The following is a 19245-nucleotide window of genomic DNA, read 5'->3' on the forward strand; positions in this document are numbered from 1 at the left end:
CTTCGGGGTCGACGCGCGCCCGAAAACGGCGCACAGAACACCACAAACCGTGCGGAAACAGGCAGTCGCCGCCTGCCCGCACACCGGAAGAGCGAACCAGCGGTGCCCGGACTTTTCAGGGCACTTTGGGCGTTTGCCCAGGAGGAGGAGCGAGAAGTGACAGACACCACGAGCGGTTCCGCACGCGGGTCGAAGTCCGACAAGGCCACGACGAAGGGTGCCGGCAAGGCCCCCAAGGGCGGCCTGCGGATCGAGCGCATCCACACCACCCCTGGCGTCCACCCCTACGACGAGGTCCGCTGGGAGCGGCGCGACGTCGTCATGACCAACTGGCGTGACGGCTCGATCAACTTCGAGCAGCGCGGCGTCGAGTTCCCCGACTTCTGGTCGGTCAACGCGGTCAACATCGTCACCTCCAAGTACTTCCGCGGCGCCGTCGGCACCCCGCAGCGCGAGTGGAGCCTCAAGCAGATCATCGACCGCGTGGTGCTCACCTACCGCGCCGCCGGTGAGAAGAACGGCTACTTCGCCACCCCCGGCGATGCCGAGGTCTTCGAGCACGAGCTGACCCACGCCCTCCTCCACCAGGTGTTCAGCTTCAACTCGCCGGTCTGGTTCAACGTCGGCACCAAGCAGCCCCAGCAGGTCTCCGCCTGCTTCATCCTGGCCGTCGACGACTCCATGGAGTCGATCCTCGACTGGTACAAGGAAGAGGGCATGATCTTCAAGGGCGGCTCCGGCGCCGGCCTCAACCTCTCCCGGATCCGCTCCTCCAAGGAGCTGCTCTCCTCCGGCGGCAACGCCTCCGGCCCGGTCTCCTTCATGCGCGGGGCCGACGCCTCCGCCGGCACCATCAAGTCCGGCGGCGCCACCCGCCGCGCGGCCAAGATGGTCGTCCTGGACGTCGACCACCCCGACGTCGAGGCCTTCATCGAGACCAAGGTGAAGGAGGAGGAGAAGATCCGCGCCCTGCGCGACGCGGGCTTCGACATGGACCTCGGCGGGGACGACATCACCTCCGTCCAGTACCAGAACGCCAACAACTCGGTCCGCGTCAACGACGAATTCATGACCGCCGTCGAGAACGGCACCGAATTCGGCCTCCGCGCACGGATGACCGGCGAGGTCATCGAGACCGTCGACGCGAAGAAGCTCTTCCGCAAGATGGCCGAGGCCGCCTGGGCCTGTGCCGACCCCGGCATCCAGTACGACTCCACCATCAACCACTGGCACACCTGCCCGGAGTCCGGCCGCATCAACGCGTCCAACCCCTGCTCCGAGTACATGCACCTGGACAACTCCAGCTGCAACCTCGCCTCGCTCAACCTGATGAAGTTCCTGCGCGACGACGACTCGTTCGACGCCGAGCGCTTCGCCAAGGTCGTCGAGCTGGTCATCACCGCGATGGACATCTCCATCTGCTTCGCGGACTTCCCCACCGAGAAGATCGGCGAGACCACCCGCGCCTACCGCCAGCTCGGCATCGGCTACGCCAACCTCGGCGCCCTGCTGATGGCCACCGGCCACGCCTACGACAGCGAGGGCGGCCGCGCCCTGGCCGGCGCCATCACCTCCCTGATGACCGGCACCGCCTACCGCCGCGGCGCCGAACTCGCCGGTGTGGTCGGCGCGTACGACGGCTACGCCCGCAACGCGACCGCGCACCAGCAGGTCATGAAGCAGCACGCGGACGCCTCGCTCGACGCCGTCTCGGTCGACGAGCTGGACGCCCCGGTCTGGCTGGCGGCCAACAGGACCTGGCAGGACGTCGTGCGCATCGGCGCGCAGAACGGTTTCCGCAACGCCCAGGCCTCGGTGCTCGCCCCGACCGGCACCATCGGCCTGATGATGGACTGCGACACCACCGGCGTCGAGCCCGACCTCGCCCTGGTCAAGTTCAAGAAGCTGGTCGGCGGCGGCTCGATGCAGATCGTCAACGGCACCGTGCCGCGCGCCCTCAAGCGCCTCGGCTACCAGGACGAGCAGATCGAGGCGGTCGTCGCCCACATCGCCGAGCACGGCAACGTGGTGGACGCGCCCGGGCTGAAGACCACGCACTACGAGGTCTTCGACTGCGCGATGGGCGAGCGGGTCATCTCGGCCATGGGCCACGTGCGGATGATGGCGGCGATCCAGCCCTGGATCTCCGGCGCCATCTCCAAGACCGTGAACATGCCGGAGTCCGCGACCGTCGAGGAGATCGAGGAGATCTACTTCGAGGCGTGGAAGATGGGCGTCAAGGCGCTCGCCATCTACCGCGACAACTGCAAGGTCGGCCAGCCGCTCTCGGCCAAGAAGAAGGACGGCGAGGCGAAGGCCGCCAAGGCCGAGGACGCCCCGGTCACGGTCGAGAAGGTCGTCGAGTACCGCCCCGTCCGCAAGCGCCTGCCCAAGGGCCGCCCGGGCATCACCACCTCCTTCACGGTCGGTGGCGCCGAGGGCTACATGACCGCCAACTCCTACCCGGACGACGGCCTCGGCGAGGTCTTCCTGAAGATGTCCAAGCAGGGCTCGACCCTCGCGGGCATGATGGACGCCTTCTCCATCGCCGTCTCGGTCGGCCTCCAGTACGGCGTGCCGCTGGAGACCTACGTCTCGAAGTTCACCAACATGCGCTTCGAGCCGGCCGGTCTGACCGACGACCCGGACGTGCGGATGGCGCAGTCGATCGTCGACTACATCTTCCGCCGCCTGGCGCTGGACTTCCTGCCCTTCGAGACCCGCTCCGCGCTCGGCATCCACTCCGTCGAGGAGCGCCAGCGCCACCTGGAGACCGGCTCCTACGAGCCGCTGGAGGCCGAGGAGCTGGACACCGAGACGCTGGCCCAGTCCGCCCCGGTCGCCCCGGCGGCCCCGGTGGCCAAGCCCGCCCCGGTGGTCGAGGCCCCCAAGGCCACCCCGGCCCAGGCCCACAACTCGACGGAGCTGATGGAGATCCAGCTCGGCCTCAACGCCGACGCGCCGCTCTGCTTCTCCTGCGGCACCAAGATGCGCCGCGCCGGCAGCTGCTACCTCTGCGAGGGCTGCGGCTCCACCAGCGGCTGCAGCTGACCGCTGACCCGCGAGCGGTGATCCACCGCTGAGGCGGGGCGAGGACTTCGTGTCCTCGCCCCGCCCTTTTTTGTGCCCCTGTTGTCAACCAGGGTTGACAGTGGGCGGGTGTCAACCTAGGTTGACAGTATGAGCGAGGGCAGAGAACTCGCGGCCGCGGCGGGCAGTCGCGATCCCGCGGTGGGGCTGCGGGCGGTGCGGGCGTTGCGGGACCTGGCGGACCGGCTGGAGGGGTTGCAGGTCGGGAACGCCCGGCAGCAGGGCTGGTCCTGGCAGGACATCGCGGTCTGCCTCGGGGTGAGCCGGCAGGCGGTCCACAAGAAGTACGCCCGGCGCGGGGGCGGCGAATCCGGCGGCGATTTCGGCGGCGAGAAGGATGGAGGCTGAGCGATGTTCGAGCGTTTCACCGACGATGCGCGACGAGTGGTGGGCCGGGCGGGGCAGGAGGCGGCGGAGCTCAAGCACGGGTACATCGGGACGGAGCACCTGTTGCTGGCCGTTCTGGCGCTGCCGGGGGACCCGTCGGCGGCCGTGCTGGTCGATGCGGGCCTGGATCACACCACCGCGCAGCAGGCGGTGCGCCGGCTGCTGGGCCCGGGGGACGACGCGGAGGCGCTGGCGGCGATCGGGGTGGACCTCGGCGCCGTCCGGGAGGCCGTCGAGTCGGTGTTCGGGGAGGGTGCGCTGGACGCTCCGGACGAGGAGCCGGCGGCGCGGCGGCGCGGCTGGTTCAGGTCGGAGCCGAAGGCGCGGCGGAGTCCGTTCACGGCGCCAGCGAGGAAGGTGCTGGAGCTGTCGCTGCGCGAGTCGCTGCGGCTGAAGTCCGGTCACATCGCGGTCGGGCACCTGCTGCTCGGGGTGCTCCGGGAGGGCGAGGGCCTGGGGGCCAAGGTGATCGCCGACCACGGGCTGGACGCCCAGGCCGTCCGCCGGGCGGTGGAGGCGACGCTGGGCTGACGGAGGTGCGGCGAGCCGGTCGCGGAACGGTGCACGAAGCGTGAACGAACGATACTGTCCGTCAACTCTCCAGTTGAGGCCAACAGCTGAATGGATATGATCGGCCGACTGCGTGAACCGATCAGCCGCCCGGAGACGTTTCATCACGTCGGCCGGGCGGTCGCGCATTCGCCTAGCCCCGCTGTCGGCGTCAGCCCGTCGACGCCCGCCGCCGCTGCCGAGGACCGCATCGATGACAGAACGCACCAGCCCCGAAGGTGGTCCGAGCCGTCGGCCCGCCGCGCGCACCGCGGCCCTCACGGCGGGGGCGGTCCTGTTGGCGCTGGTCGTCGCCCCGATCGGGATCAGCCGGGCCTCGGCGGCCCACCAGCCGCTGACCGCGGTCGCGGTCGGTGCGGTCGCCGCGCTCTGGCTGATCGTCGTCGGGCTGGCGGCCTCCGCCACCGAGCGCGCCCGCCGGCTGGCGGCCGGGCTCGCCGCGAAGGACGACGAGGCCATGGCGGCGCTGGTCGTGGCCGGCACGGCCAGACAGGCCGAGACGGCCGCCCGGGAGCGGACCGCCGCGGCGAAGGCCGAGCGCGACACCGCCCGGTCCGAGCTCGCGCAGGCCCGGGCCGACCTCACCGCCGCGCAGACCGAGCTGGCCCGGGTGCGGGAGGAGGCCGAGGCGGAGCGGGCCGAGCGGGCCCAGCTGGACCGGCTGGCCGACGAGGTGCTGCCCGAGCTGGTGAAGAGGCTCCGCGGCGGCGCGTCCGTCGACAGTGCGCTGGCCGCACACCGCCGGCACCCCCAGTACGCGCTGCTGCGCGCCGTCGCCGAGGAGGTCGGCCGCGGCGAGCGCCTGCGGGCCGCCGCCCTCGCGGTCTGCGCGACCGCGGCCGGGCGGGTCCAGGCGCTGGCCACGAGCATGCACGCCGAGCTGCGCGAGATGCAGCACCGGCACGACGAGGAGGTCCTCGGCGACCTGCTGCGGCTGGACCACTCCACCGCGCAGGCGGGCCGGATGGCCGACAGCATCGCGGTGCTCACCGGCGCCCGATCGGGCCGCCGCTGGGCCAAGCCGATCGCGGTGGAGTCGGTGCTGCGCGGCGCGCTCGGCCGGATCGGCGCCTACCAGCGGGTCCGGCTGCACAACGCCAGCGCCGCCGCCGTGGCCGGGTTCGCCGCCGAGGGCGTGATGCACGCGCTCGCCGAACTGCTCGACAACGCCACCAACTTCTCCGCCCCGCCGGCCGAGGTGCACGTCTACGTCGAGGAGGTGCCGGCCGGGCTGGCGGTCACCGTGGAGGACAGCGGACTCGGCCTGAGCGACAGTTGGCTGCGCCGGGCCGAGCGGGCCGTCTCCGCCGAGCCGCTGGACCTCGCCACGCTCTCGGCGGGCACCAGGCTCGGCCTCGCGGTGGTCGGTGCGCTGGCCCGCAAGCACGGGTTGCAGATCTCGTTCCGGCCGTCGGCACGCGGCGGCACCGGGGTGGTGATGCTGATCCCGCAGCAGCTGGTGACGCACCCCGCGCCGGAGCCCGCGCCGGAGTCCGTCCCGGCCGTACCGGACCGGCCGACCGTGCCGGCTCCCGCGCGCCCCGCGCTCACCCCGGCCCTCACACCCGCCCTCGCTCCCGCACGCTCCCTGCCCGCAGCGCCCGCCGTGCCGGCCCCCGCCGCTCCGGCCGCTCCCGCCCCGGCCGCTCCCGCCCCGGCTGACAGGGCCGGGACGCCCGTGCCGGTCACCGACAGCGGCCTGCCGCAGCGCCGCCGCGGGCAGACGCTCGCCACCACCGCCCCGGCGGCCCCCGCCGCCGAGCCCGCCCGTGCCGACGCGGCGAGCGCCGCCGCCCGGTTCGGCGCCTTCCGTCGCGCCGCCCAGCAGGCCAAGGGCGGTGCACCCACCACGGACACCACACCCGACGCTTCCCCCGTCGTCACCGAGAAGGACTCCTCATGAGCAGCGCCACCGACCGTGACCTCGACTGGCTGTTGGAAAACCTGCTGACGGCCACCCCCGGCACCCGGCACGCCCTGGTGCTCTCCGCCGACGGCCTGAAGCTCTGCCACACGGCGGGCCTCGACGCCGACCGGGCGGACCAGCTGGCGGCGATAGCCTCCGGCATGCAGAGCCTGGCGCACGGCGCCTCGATCGAGTTCGGCGACGGCAGCGGCGGCGTACGGCAGTCGATGACCGAGTTCCACGGCGGCATCCTCTGCATCGTGGCGGCCGGCGAGGGCGCCCACCTCGCCGTGGTGACCGACGACGACGCGGACGTGGGCGTGGTCGGCCACAACATGCACGGTCTGATCGAGCAGATCGGCGTGCACCTGAGTGCCCCGGCCCGCGAGGACGTGGCAGGCCCGGCGCCCGCGGACCGCGAGAGCGCCCGGGCATGACCGGGCGGCCGGTCATGCCGGGCCGTGACGACGACCCGGACCGTCTCTACACCATCACCCGGGGGCGCAGCCGGTCCCCGGAGAACGCCTTCGACCTGGTCACCCTGATCGTCGCCGAGCGGGAGCCGGCCTCGGGCATGCAGTCGGAGCACGCCCGCATCCTGCGGATGTGCGAGGCCCCGACCGCCGTCGTCGAGGTCGCCGCGGAACTGTCGCTGCCGGTGTCGGTGGTGAAGATCCTGCTCGGCGACCTGCTGGAGACCGGGGCGATCACCGCCCGCCACCCGCGGTTCGCGCCCAACAAGGCCCGGCTGCCCGATCTCGACACGCTGAAGCAGGTGCTGCATGGACTCCAACGGCTCTGAGGCACCGGCGGCCCGGCGCACCCCGCTGCGCGGCACCGCCGACAACGCGCTGAAGATCGTCGTGGTCGGCGGCTTCGGCGTGGGCAAGACCACGCTGGTCGGCGCGGTCAGCGAGATCCGTCCGCTGAACACCGAGGAGACCATGACCAAGGCGGGCGAGGGGATCGACGACCCCTCGGGCGCCTGGGGCAAGCGGTCCACCACGGTGGCCTTCGACTTCGGCCGGATCACGCTCTCCGCCAGCCAGGTGCTCTACCTGTTCGGCGCGCCCGGGCAGGAGCGTTTCTGGTTCCTCTGGGACCGCCTGTTCAGCGGCGCCCTCGGCGCCGTCGTCCTGGTGGACACCCGGCGGCTGGAGGAGTCCTGGTACGCCATCGACCGGCTGGAGCACCACGGCACGCCGTTCATCGTGGCCCGGAACAACTTCGGTGAGCCGACCCACACGCTGGAGCAGGTCCGGGAGGCGCTCGACCTGCCGGCCGACGTCCCGCTGGTGGACTGCGACGCGCGCGACCGGGAGTCGAGCAAGCAGGTGCTGATCGAGCTGGTCCGCCACCTGGCCGCCCGGGTCGAGGAGGCCGCGCGGGTCGAGGAGGCCGCCCGGACCGGGGCTGGGGCCCACGACGAGTCCCGGGCCGGCGGCGCGGACAGCGCCCGTAGCGCGGACTCGCCCCGAGGCGCGGGGCCCGGCGGGGCCGGGGCCGCCCTGCCCGCAACAGAAGGCATCACCGACCCGTCCCTCTACGAGGAGTGCACCCCGTGACCGAGCCCGCCGTCACCCCGCCGCCGGGCTGCCCCGCGCACGCCGGCGCCACCCCGCTGTACGGGCCGCGCTTCCAGACCGATCCGGGGCAGCTCTACCGCGAGCTGCGGGCCACCCACGGCCCGGTCGCCCCGGTCGAGCTCGCCGGGGGCGTCCCGGCCTGGCTGGTGATCGGCTACCGCGAGCTCCAGCTGGTGACCGGTCAGCCTCAGCTGTTCGGCCGCGACTCCACCCGCTGGAACGCCTGGGAGAGCATCCCCGAGGACTGGCCGCTCAAGCCGATGATGGCCCCGGTGCCGTCGATCCTGTACGCCGAGGGCGAGGAGCACGTCCGCCGCTCCCGGGCGGTCACCGACGCGCTGGCCGCCGTCGACCCGTACGAGCTGCGCAAGCGCGCCGAGGAGATCGCCGACCGGCTGATCGACGAGTTCGCCGGGCGCGGTGAGGCCGACCTGGTCGCCGAGTACGCGCACCGGATGCCGCTGCTGGTCCTCTGCCGGCTGTTCGGGCTGAGCGAGGCGCAGGCGCCGGTCCTGATCGACGGCCTGCTGACCATGCTGGACGGCGGCCCGGACGCGCCCGCCGGTGCGCAGCGGCTGCTCGGCGTGATGCTGGAGCTGGTCCAGGAGAAGGCCGAGCACCCCGGCAACGACATCGCCACCGCGATGCTCCAGCACGACGCGGGCCTGTCGCACGACGAGATCATGCGCGACCTGCGGGTGATCCTGATCGCCGGCCACCAGCCCAGCTCGTACTGGATCTCCAACGCGCTGCGGCTGATGCTCACCGACGAGCGGTTCGCCGCCTCGCTCTCCGGAGGCCGGCGCAGCATCAGCCAGGCGCTGAACGAGGCGCTCTGGGAGGACACCCCGACGCAGATCTTCGCCGGCCGTTGGGCGACCAGGGACACCCGGCTCGCCGGACAGCGGATCGCAGCCGGGGACATGGTGCTGCTCGGCTTCGCGGGCGCCAACGCGGACCCGTCGGTGCGCCAGCCGGACGGCAGCCCGGCCGAGGGCAACCGGGCGCACATGAGCTACTCGTACGGCGAGCACGGCTGCCCGTTCCCGGCGCAGGAGGCGGCCGAGGTGATCGCCACCACCGCGATCGAGGTGCTGCTGGACCGGCTGCCGGACCTGCGGCTGGCGGTGGCCGAGCACGCGCTGGTCTGGCGCCCGTCGGCGTGGGTGCGTGGGCTGATGGCGCTGCCGGTGTCGTTCACCGCGGGCTACCACGCCTGAGCCGGGCAGGCCGTTCAGGGCTGTTCACGATCCAGTACCTCAAGGAGAGTTGTGCCGATGACCGCTCCGATAGCCCTCGATCCGATGGCGCGTGACAACGCCGCCGAGGGTGCGCTGCTGCGTGCGGCGGGCCCGGCGGTGGCGGTTGAGCTGCCGGGTGGCGTCGCCGCCTGGGCGGTGACGCAGCACGCGGCCGCCCGGGACCTGCTGACCGACGCCCGGCTGGTGAAGGACGCCGCGCACTGGGCGGCGTACCAGCGCGGCGACGTGCCGAAGACCTGGCCGCTGATCGGCCTGGCGGTGCCCGGTTCCAGCATGGTGACCACCGACGGTGCCGAGCACCGGCGGCTGCGGGCGTTGGTGGCGCAGGCCTTCACGCCGCGCCGGGTGGAGCTGATGCGCCCGCGGGTGGAGGAGATCACCCAAGGGCTGCTGGACGCGCTGGCGGCGGGGGAGCGGGAGGTGGACCTCAAGACCGCGTTCGCCTTTCCGCTGCCGATGACGGTGATCTGCTCGCTGCTGGGCGTGCCCGAGTCCGACCACGGCCATCTGCGTGACCTCTACGAGCGGTTCTTCGGCATCCGGCCCAACCCCGAGGGCATCCAGGCGACCATCGCCGGGCTGAACGCCTTCGTCAACGATCTGGTGGCGCAGCGCCGTTCGGCGCCCGGGGACGACCTCGCCAGTGTGCTGCTGGCGGCGGACACCGAGGGCGGCGCGCTGAGCGACGCCGAGGCGGCGGCCACCCTGCGGGTGATCATCGCGGCGGGCCACGAGACCACGGTCAACCTGATCGGCAACGCGGTGCGGGCGCTGCTGGCCCATCCGGAGCAGCTGGAGCTGGTGCGTTCGGGCAAGGTCGGCTGGGACGCGGTGGTCGAGGAGTCGCTCCGCTGGACGCCGCCGACCAGCAACTTCCTGTTCAGGTTCACCACCGGGGACGTCGAGGTCGGCGAGGTGGTGATCCCGAAGGGTGAGCCGGTGCTGATCTCGTACAACGCGATCGGCCGCGACCCGGCCCAGCACGGGGTGACCGCCGAGCTGTTCGACATCACGCGGGACCCGATCCGCCACCTGTCGTTCGGTCACGGGCCGCACGTCTGCCCCGGGTCCCCGCTGGCCCGGCTGGAGGCGGGGGTGGCGCTGCCGGCGCTGTTCGAGCGGTTCCCGGACCTCGCGGTGGCGGTGCCGGACGCGGAGCTGCGGCCGAGTCCGTCGCTGGTGGTCAACTCGCTGCGGGAGCTGCCGGTCCGGCTGTTCTGACGGCCGGTCGTGGTGCGGCCCCGCCCGGCCCGGGCGGGGCCGTCGGCGTTTCCGGGCACACCCGGAGCCCCGTCGGCGTTTCCGGGAACGTCCGGAGCCCCGGCGGCGTTTCCGGGAACGTCCGGAGCCCCGGGGGTGGGGTTCCGTCCGACCGGGGTGCGGTGGACGGGTCGGGGTCCTGCCGGGGCGCGGTGGACGGGCCGGGGTCCTGCCGGGGCGCGGAATACGGGCCGGGGCCGGTCCGGGTTTACGGCGTCCGGGCCGGGGTCCTGTCGGGGCGGCCACGGGTCACAACTTGGGCCACGTGCGGGTGAAGGTCGAACGCGGACCTTGGCGAGGGGTGGCCGCTGCGTTAACGTCGTCAAATCGGCCGCCGCCGCGTCCATGTCGATCTCCGGTACAGCGCAATGTCGTTCTGTCGTACTGCCGGCGCTGCGCGCCCTGGCGAGGAGGACCGCATTGACCCCCACCCCGACCGTGCCGTCCACGAGTTCGCCCTCCGCCCGTTCCCGCCGTCTGGTGGCCGTGCCCGCCCTGCTGGCGGCGCTGGCGCTGACCGCGGCGTGCTCGAACAGTTCGAGCAGCTCCGGTGGCGGGTCGGGCGGGGGTGGCCAGACCCTGGCCGGTGACTGCGCCAAGTTCCAGCAGTACGCGGGGCATTCGGGCACCACGGTGACGGTCTTCGCGTCGATCCTCAGCCCGGAGTCGGACAATCTGGAGAAGTCCTGGTCCGAGTTCAGCTCGTGTACCGGCATCAAGATCAGCTACGAGGGTTCCAACGACTTCGAGTCCCAGCTGCCGGTGCGGGTGACCGGTGGCAACGCGCCGGACTTCGCGATCATCCCGCAGCCCGGTCTGCTGGCGCAGATGGTGAAGAGCGGCAAGGTGGTGAAGCCGCCCGCGCAGACCGTCGCCAACCAGGAGAAGTGGAGCCCGGTCTGGAAGACCTACGGCTCGGTGAACGGCACCTTCTACGCGGCGCCGATGAGCGCCAACATGAAGTCCCTGGTCTGGTACTCGCCGAAGGCCTTCAAGCAGGCCGGCTACGAGGTGCCGAAGACCTGGGCCGACCTGATGGCGCTCAGCGACCGGATCGCCAAGGCCGGCGGCGGCAAGCCGTGGTGCGGTGGCATCGCCTCCGGGACGGCCACCGGCTGGCCGGCCACCGACTGGCTGGAGGAGGTGGTGCTGGGCTCGTACGGCGGTGACGTGTACGACCAGTGGGTGACCCACAAGGTGAAGTTCTCCGACGAGAAGATCACCACGGCGATGAAGACCGTCGCGGACTGGATGCAGAACCCGGCGTGGGTCAACGGCGGCTACGGCGACGTGAAGTCGATCGCCACCACGACCTTCCAGGACGCGGGTGCGCCGGTCCTCACCGGCAAGTGCTTCATGCTCCAGCAGGCCTCGTTCTACAAGGCGCAGTGGCCGAAGGGCACCAACGTCGGGCCGGACGGCGACATCTTCGCCTTCCACCTGCCGGCGGTGAACCCGCAGGTCGCCAACCCGGTCGAGGGCGGCGGCGAGTTCCTGACCGCGTTCGCGAGCCGGCCCGAGGTGCAGGCGGTGCAGAACTACCTGTCCAGCCCGGAGTGGGCGAGCAGCCGGGTGAAGACCGCCACCGGCTGGGTCTCGGCCAACCAGGGCGTGGACAAGAGCCTGTACACCGACCCGATCGACCGGCTCTCCGCCGACGCGCTCACCGACCCGGCGGCCACCTTCCGCTTCGACGGCTCGGACCTGATGCCGGCCGCTGTCGGGGCCGGGCAGGAGTGGAAGTCGCTGACCGCCTGGTTCGCCGAGGGCCAGTCGATCCAGAAGACCGCCGCCGACATCGACGCGGCCTGGCCGCAGTAGCGGCCGCCGCCAGGGTCCATCCGTCGAGGGCGGTGCGGGGCCACCCACCCGCACCGCCCGCCCCTCCGCTCCGCCCGGGGCAGGGAAAGGACGTGCAGCCATGTCCGTACTCGCCGGCCCCCGGCCGTCCGCCGCGCTGGCCGACGGCTCCTGGGGCGACGCGGCCGTCAAGTTCGGCAACAGCTTCGGTGCGATCGCGGGTTTCCTCGGCATCCTGCTGCTGGTCTTCCTGGTCGCCGGCCGGGCCTCCGGCCGGATCGCCCGGCCGCTGGCCGTCGCGGTCTTCCTCGGCCCGGCGGTCGTGCTTCTGCTGGTCGGCCTGGTCGCCCCGCTGGTCCGCACCGTCTACCTGAGCCTGTACAACGACGACAGCAGCCGGTTCGTCGGCGGCGAGAACTTCGGCTGGGCGTTCACCACCGACTCGGTGCAGAAGATCCTGGTCACCACCCTGCTCTGGCTGGTGGTCGCGCCGCTGGCCGCGACCGGCCTGGGCCTGGTGCTGGCGCTGCTGGTGGACCGGATGCGCGGCCAGGCGGTCTACAAGTCGCTGATCTTCATGCCGATGGCGATCTCGCTGGTCGGCGCCTCGATCATCTTCAAGTTCGTCTACGAGTCCCGGGACGCCTCGCAGCAGCAGATCGGCCTGCTCAGTCAGGTCGCCATCGCGCTGGGCTGGGAGCACCCGCCGAACTGGATGCTCTCCCAGCCGCTGAACACCTTCCTGCTGATGGCGGTGATGGTCTGGGTCCAGACGGGCTTCGCGATGGTGGTCCTCTCCGCCGCCATCAAGGCGATCCCGGACGAGGTCACCGAGGCCGCCCGGCTGGACGGCGCGGGCGGGGTGCGGCTGTTCTGGTACGTGACGGTGCCGATGATCCGCACCACGGTGGTGGTGGTGCTCACCACCGTCATGATCACCACACTGAAGGCCTTCGACATCGTCCGCACCATGACCGGCGGCAACTTCGGCACCCAGGTGCTGGCCAACGAGATGTACTCGCAGTCCTTCGTGCAGTTCAACACCGGGCGGGGCAGCGCCCTCGCGGTGATCCTCTTCCTCGCGGTGCTGCCGCTGGTGGCCTACAACATCGTCCAGCTGCGGAAGGAGCGTGGGGTCCGATGAGCGTGCTCGATCCGGTGCGCGGGCGCGGCCCGTCGGGCGGGCGCCGCGGGACGGGAGCCGGCCGGCCGCTGGCCGGGCGCCGCGGCCCGGTCCGCCAGGCCTTCGGCTCCCCGCTCGCCTCGGTCTTCGTGATCGCGGTGACGGTGCTCTGGACCATCCCCACCCTGGGCCTGCTGGTGACCTCGCTGCGCCCCAAGCAGGACGTCACCGCGAACGGCTGGTGGAACGCGTTCCTCCACCCGGACCTCGGCCTCTCCAACTACCACACGGTGCTGTTCGAGGGCGGCTCCGGCGTCTCCACCGGTCTGATGCCGTTCCTGGTGAACTCGCTGGCGATCAGCGTCCCGGCGACGCTCTTCCCGCTGGTGCTGGCGGCGATGGCCGCGTACGGGCTGGCCTGGGTGCGGTTCCGGGGCAGCGACGCGGTGTTCTTCGTGGTCTTCGCACTCCAGGTGGTGCCGATCCAGATGGCGCTGATCCCGCTGCTTCGGCTGTTCTCCGGCGGCGCGCACCTGGGCCCGCTGACGCTGATCCCGGCGGTGGACCTCAAGGGCACGTACGCGCCCGTCTGGCTGGCGCACACCATGTTCGCGCTGCCGTTGGCGATCTTCCTGCTGCACAATTTCATCGCCCAGCTGCCGCGGGACCTGATGGAGGCGGCGGTGGTGGACGGCGCCTCGCACTTCAAGATCTTCCGGTCGATCGTGCTGCCGCTCTGCGCGCCGGCGCTGGCCTCGTTCGCGATCTTCCAGTTCCTCTGGGTCTGGAACGACCTGCTGGTGGCACTGACCTTTGCCGGCGGGACCCCCGAGGTGGCGCCGATGACGGTCCGGCTGGCGCAGCTCTCCGGGTCCTTCGGCGGACGTTGGGAGCTCCTCACGGCCGGGGCGTTCCTGTCGATCGTGATCCCCCTGGTGGTCTTCTTCAGCCTCCAGCGGTACTTCGTCCGCGGTCTGCTGGCCGGATCCGTCAAGGGGTGACGCCGCCCGGCCGGCGATTGTGGTGGTTCCGTGGACGCGCTTGCCGCACAACCGGTACACCGTTAAGGGCAGTTGGCCGACAAGGGCACGCCGAAACGGGCACGTCGAACGGGCCCGCCGAGACGGGCACGCCGAACGGCGAACCCGGCCACGCTCTCGTTCACCACCGGGGGCGCACCGCCGAAGACGCTCGGCAACACCGCGGTGGGCTCGCTGGTCGACGACACCGACTCCAATCACCTCAACGGCAGCCGGATCACCACGGGCGCCTCGGCCGTGCCGCTGACCTCGCTGAGCGTGCACGTCGGACCGGTCGGTGCAGCGCCCAACGACCAGTACCAGCCGGCGGTCTACAGCGACGCGGTGGTGCCCTTCGGCAGCTGCCGGCGGACTTCGGGCCGGCGGTGAAGGACTCGCTGACGTACTCGCTGTACGGCTCCTACTGAGCCGCTGACCTGCCCTCATGTTCGGGGCAGGGCCCGGGGGCGCCTTTGTCACAGACCAGTGACAGAGGCGCTTCCCACGTTTTTGAACCTGTTCAGAATGGTCTACAGTCTGCTGCAGTAGCGGCGCTCCGGGCGCCTGCCGCGGACTGCCCCCAGGGCGGCTTCCGCATGCCCACCGACCTCTGAGGGGGAACGCGTGTCAGGTCTTTCCACGCCCGCACCGGGGGACGGGCCGTCCGATCCCGGCGCCACCGGTGCGGGTGCCTCCGGTGTTGGTGCCTCCGATGCGAGTGCTAGTGCGGGGGCGGGGGCGAGTGCGTCCGGTTCTGACGGGCCTGGTGCTGGCGGGCCCGGAGCCAGGCCCGGCCCGTTCGGGCCCGGTGCACCCGGTGCACCTGGCGCTCCGGGCGGCGGCCAGGCGGCGTTCGACGCGTACCGCGGCCCGGCCGGCCCGGCCAACCCGTACCGTGCGCCGGCCGCCGGAGCGGTGCCCCGGCCCAACGGGTGGCTGCGCCCCAGCGATCCGGGCGCCAAGGCCCCGGCCCCGCCGCGGGCGCTGCTCGCGGCAGTGCTGACCGGCCTGCTGACGGCCTGGCTGATGGACAGCGGCCTCGGCGTGAACCTGCTGCTCTGCGGCACGGTCGCCGCCACCGGCGCAGGCCTCCCCGCCTGGTCGGCCGGCCGGCGAATACGCGCCTGGACGGTGGCGTGGAGCGTGCTCGCCCTGGCCCTGCTCGCGGTGCCCGCGCTCTTCGACGCGGGCTGGCCGACGGTGCTCTCCACGGTCTGCGCGCTGGCCCTGGCCTCGCTCGCCCTGCACGGCGGCCGCCGCTGGGCGGGCGTGCTGCTGGCGCTGCCCGGCATCCTCTGGCAGCTCGTGCCCGGCCTTCGCTGGGCCCGGGACGGCCTGCGCGGCCTCGCCCTGCCCGGCCGCGGCAAGGTGGTTCCGGTGCTGCGGGCCGTCGTGGTGGCCGCCGTGCTGCTGACCGTCTTCGGCTGGCTGTTCGCCAGCGCCGACGCGGCCATGGCGGACGTCCTGGGGAGCCTCAGCCCCAGCCTCGACCTGGGCGAACTCCCGCTGCGCTTCGTGCTCTTCGTCCTCGGTCTGGTCACCGCGCTCGGCTTCGCCCACATCGCGGCCGGCCCGCGCCGCTGGGACCGCACCGTGATCCGCCCGGGCCGCGAGCGCGGCCGACTGGAGTGGGTGCTGCCGCTGGCCGCGCTCAACCTGATGTTCGGCGCCTTCGCGCTGGTCCAGGCCGTGGTGGTGCTCGGCGGCCGGGACTCGATCATGGAGAACACCGGGATGAGCCGCTCCGAGTACGCCCGGCAGGGCTTCTGGCAGCTGATGGCCGTCACCGTGCTGACCCTGGTCGTGGTCGCCGTCGCCAAGCGCTGGGCGCCGCGCAGCACGGAGTCGGACCGCCGACTGGCCCGGATCCTGCTCGGCGCGCTCAGTCTGCTCACCCTGGTCGTGGTCGCCTCGGCGCTCGGCCGGATGTGGTTCTACGTCGACGCCTCCGGGCTGACCAGGCTGCGGCTCTGGGTGCTGGTGGTCGAGGCCTGGCTGGGCGTCGTGTTCGTGCTGCTGATCACGGCCGGGCTGGTCCGCTCCGCCGCCTGGCTGCCGCGCGCCGTGGTGCTCAGCGGCGCACTGACCGCCGCCGTCTACGGGCTGATGGGGCCGGACGCCATCGTCGCCGAGCAGAACGTGGCCCGCTTCGAGCGCACCGGGCAGATCGACCTGCGCAACGTCCGTGACCTCTCGCTCGACGCCGTCCCGGCCCTCGACCGGCTGCCCGCGAACCACCGGACCTGCGCCCTGGAGAAGCAGTGGTTCGACCTTCCCGACGAGGCCTCGCCCTGGTACGCCACCAGCCTCGCCGAGTCGCGCTCCCGCGGGATCCTGCTGGACCACCCGCCGGTCGGTCCGGGGAACGCCGCCTCGGACGCCTGCAAGGCGGTGGGCCTGCAGCGCGGGTTCGTCGGCGAGTACTGATTCCGCGGGTTCGTCGGCGAGTACTGATCCCGCGGGTTCGTCGGCGAGTGCTGAACCGGAGGGTTCGTCGGCGAGTGCTGATGTCGGGCGTCGGCACTTCGCCGCCGTCACGGAAACGACCGGGCCGGCCGGGAGCGATGCTGCTCCCGGCCGGCCCTTGCGGTGAGGCCGCCACGGCCTGACCTCGGTACGGCGTCCGACTCGGTGCCCGGCCTCAGTGCAGCACGACACCTGCGGCGTCCGACGGCAGGTCGGAGGCCTTGGCCTTGATCACGAACACGGCCGACAGCAGGGCGACACCCGCGAGCGCCGCACCCACGATGAAGGCGTGCGAGATGCCGTACGCCAGCATCTGGTTGCCGGCCTCCGCGAGCTGTTCCTTGGTCGGCACGACGTTCTTCGGGGTCGCCGCCATCAGCTCGGCCTTCTTGTCGTCGAAGGACCGGGCGAACACGGTGGTCAGGATCGACAGGCCCAGCGAACCGCCGATCTGCTGCATCGAGTTGAGCAGGCCGGAGGCGGCGCCGGTGTCACGGGTGGAGACGCCTGCGACGGCGAGCAGCATGACCGGGACGAAGATCAGACCCATGCCGAAGCCGAACATCACCGTGGGGCCGAGAATGCTGTCGACGTAGCCGCTGTCGGCGTTCATCCGGGTGAGCCAGCTGAGGCCGGCGGTGACCAGGACGGCGCCGGTGACCATGAAGGGCTTGGGGCCGTACTTCGCCTGGAGTGCCGAGGCGACCTGCGCCGCCACGATGATCGAGGCGCTGATCGGCAGGAAGGCGACGCCGGCCCGCAGCGGGCTGTAGCCGAGCGGACCCTGCACGAACAGCGTGATGTAGAAGAAGATGCCGAACATGGCCGCGGCCAGGCAGAGCATCATCACCAGGCCACCGGTGCGGTTCCGGTCGAGGAACAGGTGCAGCGGGGTGATCGGCTGGGCGGTCCTGCGCTCGATCACGACGAACGCGAACAGCAGCAGTACGCCCGCGGCGAACGAGCCCAGCGTCACGGTGTCCGTCCAGCCGTCCGAGGCGGCCCGGATGAACCCGTAGACCAGGCCGATCAGGCCCAGCGTCGAGGTGAGCGCTCCGGGAAGGTCGAAGCGGCCCTCCTGGCGCTCCGACTCGGCGATGTAGCGCGGGGCGGCGAACGCGATCAGGACTGCGATCGGCACGTTGACGAAGAAGACCCAGCGCCAGTCCAGGTATTCCGTGAGCAGGCCGCCGGCCAGCAGGCCGATCGCGGCACCCGACCCGGCCACCGCGGAGAAGACGCCGAACGCCCTGTTGCGTTCCGGCCCCTCCTCGAAGTTGGTCGCGATCAGGGCGAAGGCCGTCGGCGAACAGATCGCGCCGCCGATGCCCTGCAGGGCGCGGGCGGCGAGCAGCATCCCGCCGTCCTGCGCGAAGCCGCCCAGCAGCGAGGCCAGGCCGAACAGCAGCGTGCCGGCGATGAACACCCGGCGGCGGCCGAGGATGTCGCCCGCGCGACCGCCGAGCAGCAGCAGGCCGCCGAAGGTCAGCGTGTAGGCGTTGATCACCCACGACAGGTTGGTGGTGGAGAAGTGCAGCGCGTCCCGGATCTGCGGCAACGCGATGTTCACGATCGTGGCGTCGAGCACCACCATGAGCTGCGTGGCCGCGATGACGGCCAGGGTGATGCCCTTGTGCCGGCCCTGGTCGCCTTGCGATGGTGTGCTCTTGCTGAGTGTGTCGGAGATAGCCAAGTTGATGCCCCCTGCTGGCTATTGCTTCGTATGCTGCGGACCCTGGGTCCGGCACAGCCCTACGGCGTCCCGCTGGCTATGAAGGAACGGAATCGTTCACTAATGTGGACGATATCCTGGGCGAGATTGTGAACGCAAGCGTTCTCTAAGGTTGGTGACGATGGATCAGTTGGTGCGACGCCAGGCGGTGGGTGCGACGGCCGGCCGGGCCGTGGAGCGGACTGCGGGGCGCCCGGGAGAACGCCCGGTCGTCCCCGAACCGACACCTGTCACCCCGGTGGCTGCGCTCGCGGCGCTCTGTCCGGTCAAGGCGGCCGCCGAGGTCCTCTCCCGGCCGGCGCGCCGCCGGGGGAAGGAACTTGAGCAGGCGATCTTCGAGGCCGCGCTCGATCAGCTCACCTCCGGCGGATTCGCGCGGCTGACGATGGAAGGCGTCGCCGGTGCCGCGCGGACCGGGAAGGCCGCGCTGTACCGGCGTTGGGCGTCCAAGGTCGAACTGGTCATCGACGCCCTGGACTCCACTCTGCCACGTCCTTCGGATACGCCGGACCTCGGGTCCACCCGTAGTGAACTCCTGCTGCTCATCGAGGGTTTCACCGCGGCGATGGGCTCCCGGGCGGGTGCCGCGATGAACGCGCTGATGTCCGAGCTGGACCACGAGCAGGCCGAGCTGTTCAAGGACTTCATCACGCGGAGGGTGATTGAACCGACCAAGGGCACCATTCTGGACATCCTCCGCCGGGGCGCCGGGCGCGGCGACGTCCGGCCCGGCGCGGCCACCCCGCTCGTGGCCGACGTGGCCCCGGCGATGCTGATGTACCGGGTGAAGACCTGCGGGCGGGAGATCGGGGCGAATTTCGCGGTCGAGCTGGTCGACGAGGTGATGATGCCGCTGATCCGCGCGTGAGGCGGCGGGGGTCGTGGGTCGTGGGTCGGGGGCCTCAGGGGCATGAGTGGGCCTGAGTGCCTGGCGGGCCGAGGTGGCTGAGCGCCCAGGGGGTTCTGGCGGCCTTGCGTGCCCGCGGGGCTTGAGGGCCGCAGGGCTTGATGGCCGTGGGGCCTGGGTGCCCCGGGATTCCGAGT

15 protein-coding genes and 1 pseudogene are annotated in these 19245 nt (G+C 71.9%); 15 read left to right on the top strand and 1 reads right to left on the bottom strand.

What is annotated here, in order from left to right:
• Positions 1 to 156 precede the first annotated feature (156 nt).
• From ACFC1F_RS14450 to ACFC1F_RS14515, 14 genes and pseudogenes are all read left to right on the top strand, one after another.
• Positions 157 to 3051, top strand: coding sequence for a vitamin B12-dependent ribonucleotide reductase (locus tag ACFC1F_RS14450; protein ID WP_376158285.1), 2895 nt, complete (start codon positions 157 to 159; stop codon positions 3049 to 3051).
• Between the two features lie 129 nt (positions 3052 to 3180).
• Positions 3181 to 3438 (top strand): RNA polymerase subunit sigma-70, encoded by a 258-nt coding sequence (locus ACFC1F_RS14455; RefSeq protein WP_376158288.1) that lies wholly within the window; start codon positions 3181 to 3183, stop codon positions 3436 to 3438.
• A 3-nt stretch (positions 3439 to 3441) separates the two neighbouring features.
• Positions 3442 to 4008, top strand: a complete 567-nt coding sequence (locus tag ACFC1F_RS14460) for a Clp protease N-terminal domain-containing protein (protein WP_376158290.1) — start codon at positions 3442 to 3444, stop codon at positions 4006 to 4008.
• Between the two features lie 232 nt (positions 4009 to 4240).
• The gene (locus ACFC1F_RS14465) at positions 4241 to 5950 is read left to right on the top strand and encodes an ATP-binding protein (RefSeq protein WP_376158292.1); all 1710 of its coding nucleotides are present in this window, start codon (positions 4241 to 4243) and stop codon (positions 5948 to 5950) included.
• Positions 5947 to 6390 (top strand): roadblock/LC7 domain-containing protein, encoded by a 444-nt coding sequence (locus ACFC1F_RS14470; protein ID WP_376158294.1) that lies wholly within the window; start codon positions 5947 to 5949, stop codon positions 6388 to 6390. The genes ACFC1F_RS14465 and ACFC1F_RS14470 overlap by 4 nt, the downstream gene beginning before the upstream one ends.
• Complete coding sequence (locus ACFC1F_RS14475; RefSeq protein ID WP_148642703.1) at positions 6387 to 6755, top strand: DUF742 domain-containing protein; 369 nt, start codon at positions 6387 to 6389, stop codon at positions 6753 to 6755. The genes ACFC1F_RS14470 and ACFC1F_RS14475 overlap by 4 nt, the downstream gene beginning before the upstream one ends.
• Positions 6736 to 7374 (top strand): annotated as a pseudogene (locus ACFC1F_RS14480) (ATP/GTP-binding protein); the annotation flags it as partial. The gene ACFC1F_RS14475 and the pseudogene ACFC1F_RS14480, both read left to right, overlap by 20 nt.
• Before the next feature lie 140 nt (positions 7375 to 7514).
• Positions 7515 to 8759: a cytochrome P450 gene (locus ACFC1F_RS14485; protein WP_376158297.1), complete on the top strand. Its 1245-nt coding sequence runs from the start codon at positions 7515 to 7517 to the stop codon at positions 8757 to 8759.
• 57 nt (positions 8760 to 8816) lie between these two features.
• A complete protein-coding gene (locus ACFC1F_RS14490) occupies positions 8817 to 10022 on the top strand; it encodes a cytochrome P450 (protein WP_376158299.1) in 1206 nt (401 codons plus the stop codon).
• Positions 10023 to 10481: 459 nt separating this feature from the next.
• Positions 10482 to 11882, top strand: coding sequence for an ABC transporter substrate-binding protein (locus ACFC1F_RS14495; RefSeq protein ID WP_376158301.1), 1401 nt, complete (start codon positions 10482 to 10484; stop codon positions 11880 to 11882).
• Between the two features lie 100 nt (positions 11883 to 11982).
• Positions 11983 to 13005: a carbohydrate ABC transporter permease gene (locus ACFC1F_RS14500; RefSeq protein WP_148642698.1), complete on the top strand. Its 1023-nt coding sequence runs from the start codon at positions 11983 to 11985 to the stop codon at positions 13003 to 13005.
• A complete protein-coding gene (locus tag ACFC1F_RS14505; RefSeq protein WP_209415414.1) occupies positions 13002 to 13985 on the top strand; it encodes a carbohydrate ABC transporter permease in 984 nt (327 codons plus the stop codon). Before ACFC1F_RS14500 ends, ACFC1F_RS14505 begins: the two co-directional genes overlap by 4 nt.
• Before the next feature lie 72 nt (positions 13986 to 14057).
• Entirely contained in the window at positions 14058 to 14393 is a 336-nt protein-coding gene (locus ACFC1F_RS14510; RefSeq protein ID WP_376158304.1) for a hypothetical protein, read from the top strand.
• Positions 14394 to 14918: 525 nt separating this feature from the next.
• Positions 14919 to 16430 (top strand): DUF4153 domain-containing protein, encoded by a 1512-nt coding sequence (locus ACFC1F_RS14515; protein WP_376158306.1) that lies wholly within the window; start codon positions 14919 to 14921, stop codon positions 16428 to 16430.
• 214 nt (positions 16431 to 16644) lie between these two features.
• Here ACFC1F_RS14515 and ACFC1F_RS14520 read toward each other — a convergent pair whose 3' ends face one another.
• Positions 16645 to 18162 carry an MFS transporter gene (locus tag ACFC1F_RS14520; RefSeq protein ID WP_376158308.1) on the bottom strand — a complete coding sequence of 506 codons (1518 nt, stop codon included), beginning with the start codon at positions 18160 to 18162 and terminating at the stop codon, positions 16645 to 16647.
• Between the two features lie 277 nt (positions 18163 to 18439).
• Here ACFC1F_RS14520 and ACFC1F_RS14525 point away from each other — a divergent pair, with 277 nt between their 5' ends.
• Positions 18440 to 19069, top strand: a complete 630-nt coding sequence (locus ACFC1F_RS14525; protein ID WP_376158309.1) for a TetR/AcrR family transcriptional regulator — start codon at positions 18440 to 18442, stop codon at positions 19067 to 19069.
• Positions 19070 to 19245 lie beyond the last annotated feature (176 nt).

This window comes from Kitasatospora sp. NPDC056181 (genome assembly GCF_042266225.1).
Classification (GTDB): Bacteria; Actinomycetota; Actinomycetes; order Streptomycetales; family Streptomycetaceae; genus Kitasatospora.

Coding starts and splice junctions, on each gene's coding strand:
- ACFC1F_RS14455 (WP_376158288.1), top strand. CDS start 3,181: ATGAGCGAGGGCAGAGAACTCGCGGCCGCGGCGGGCAGTCGCGATCCC.
- ACFC1F_RS14460 (WP_376158290.1), top strand. CDS start 3,442: ATGTTCGAGCGTTTCACCGACGATGCGCGACGAGTGGTGGGCCGGGCG.
- ACFC1F_RS14465 (WP_376158292.1), top strand. CDS start 4,241: ATGACAGAACGCACCAGCCCCGAAGGTGGTCCGAGCCGTCGGCCCGCC.
- ACFC1F_RS14470 (WP_376158294.1), top strand. CDS start 5,947: ATGAGCAGCGCCACCGACCGTGACCTCGACTGGCTGTTGGAAAACCTG.
- ACFC1F_RS14475 (WP_148642703.1), top strand. CDS start 6,387: ATGACCGGGCGGCCGGTCATGCCGGGCCGTGACGACGACCCGGACCGT.
- ACFC1F_RS14490 (WP_376158299.1), top strand. CDS start 8,817: ATGACCGCTCCGATAGCCCTCGATCCGATGGCGCGTGACAACGCCGCC.
- ACFC1F_RS14500 (WP_148642698.1), top strand. CDS start 11,983: ATGTCCGTACTCGCCGGCCCCCGGCCGTCCGCCGCGCTGGCCGACGGC.
- ACFC1F_RS14505 (WP_209415414.1), top strand. CDS start 13,002: ATGAGCGTGCTCGATCCGGTGCGCGGGCGCGGCCCGTCGGGCGGGCGC.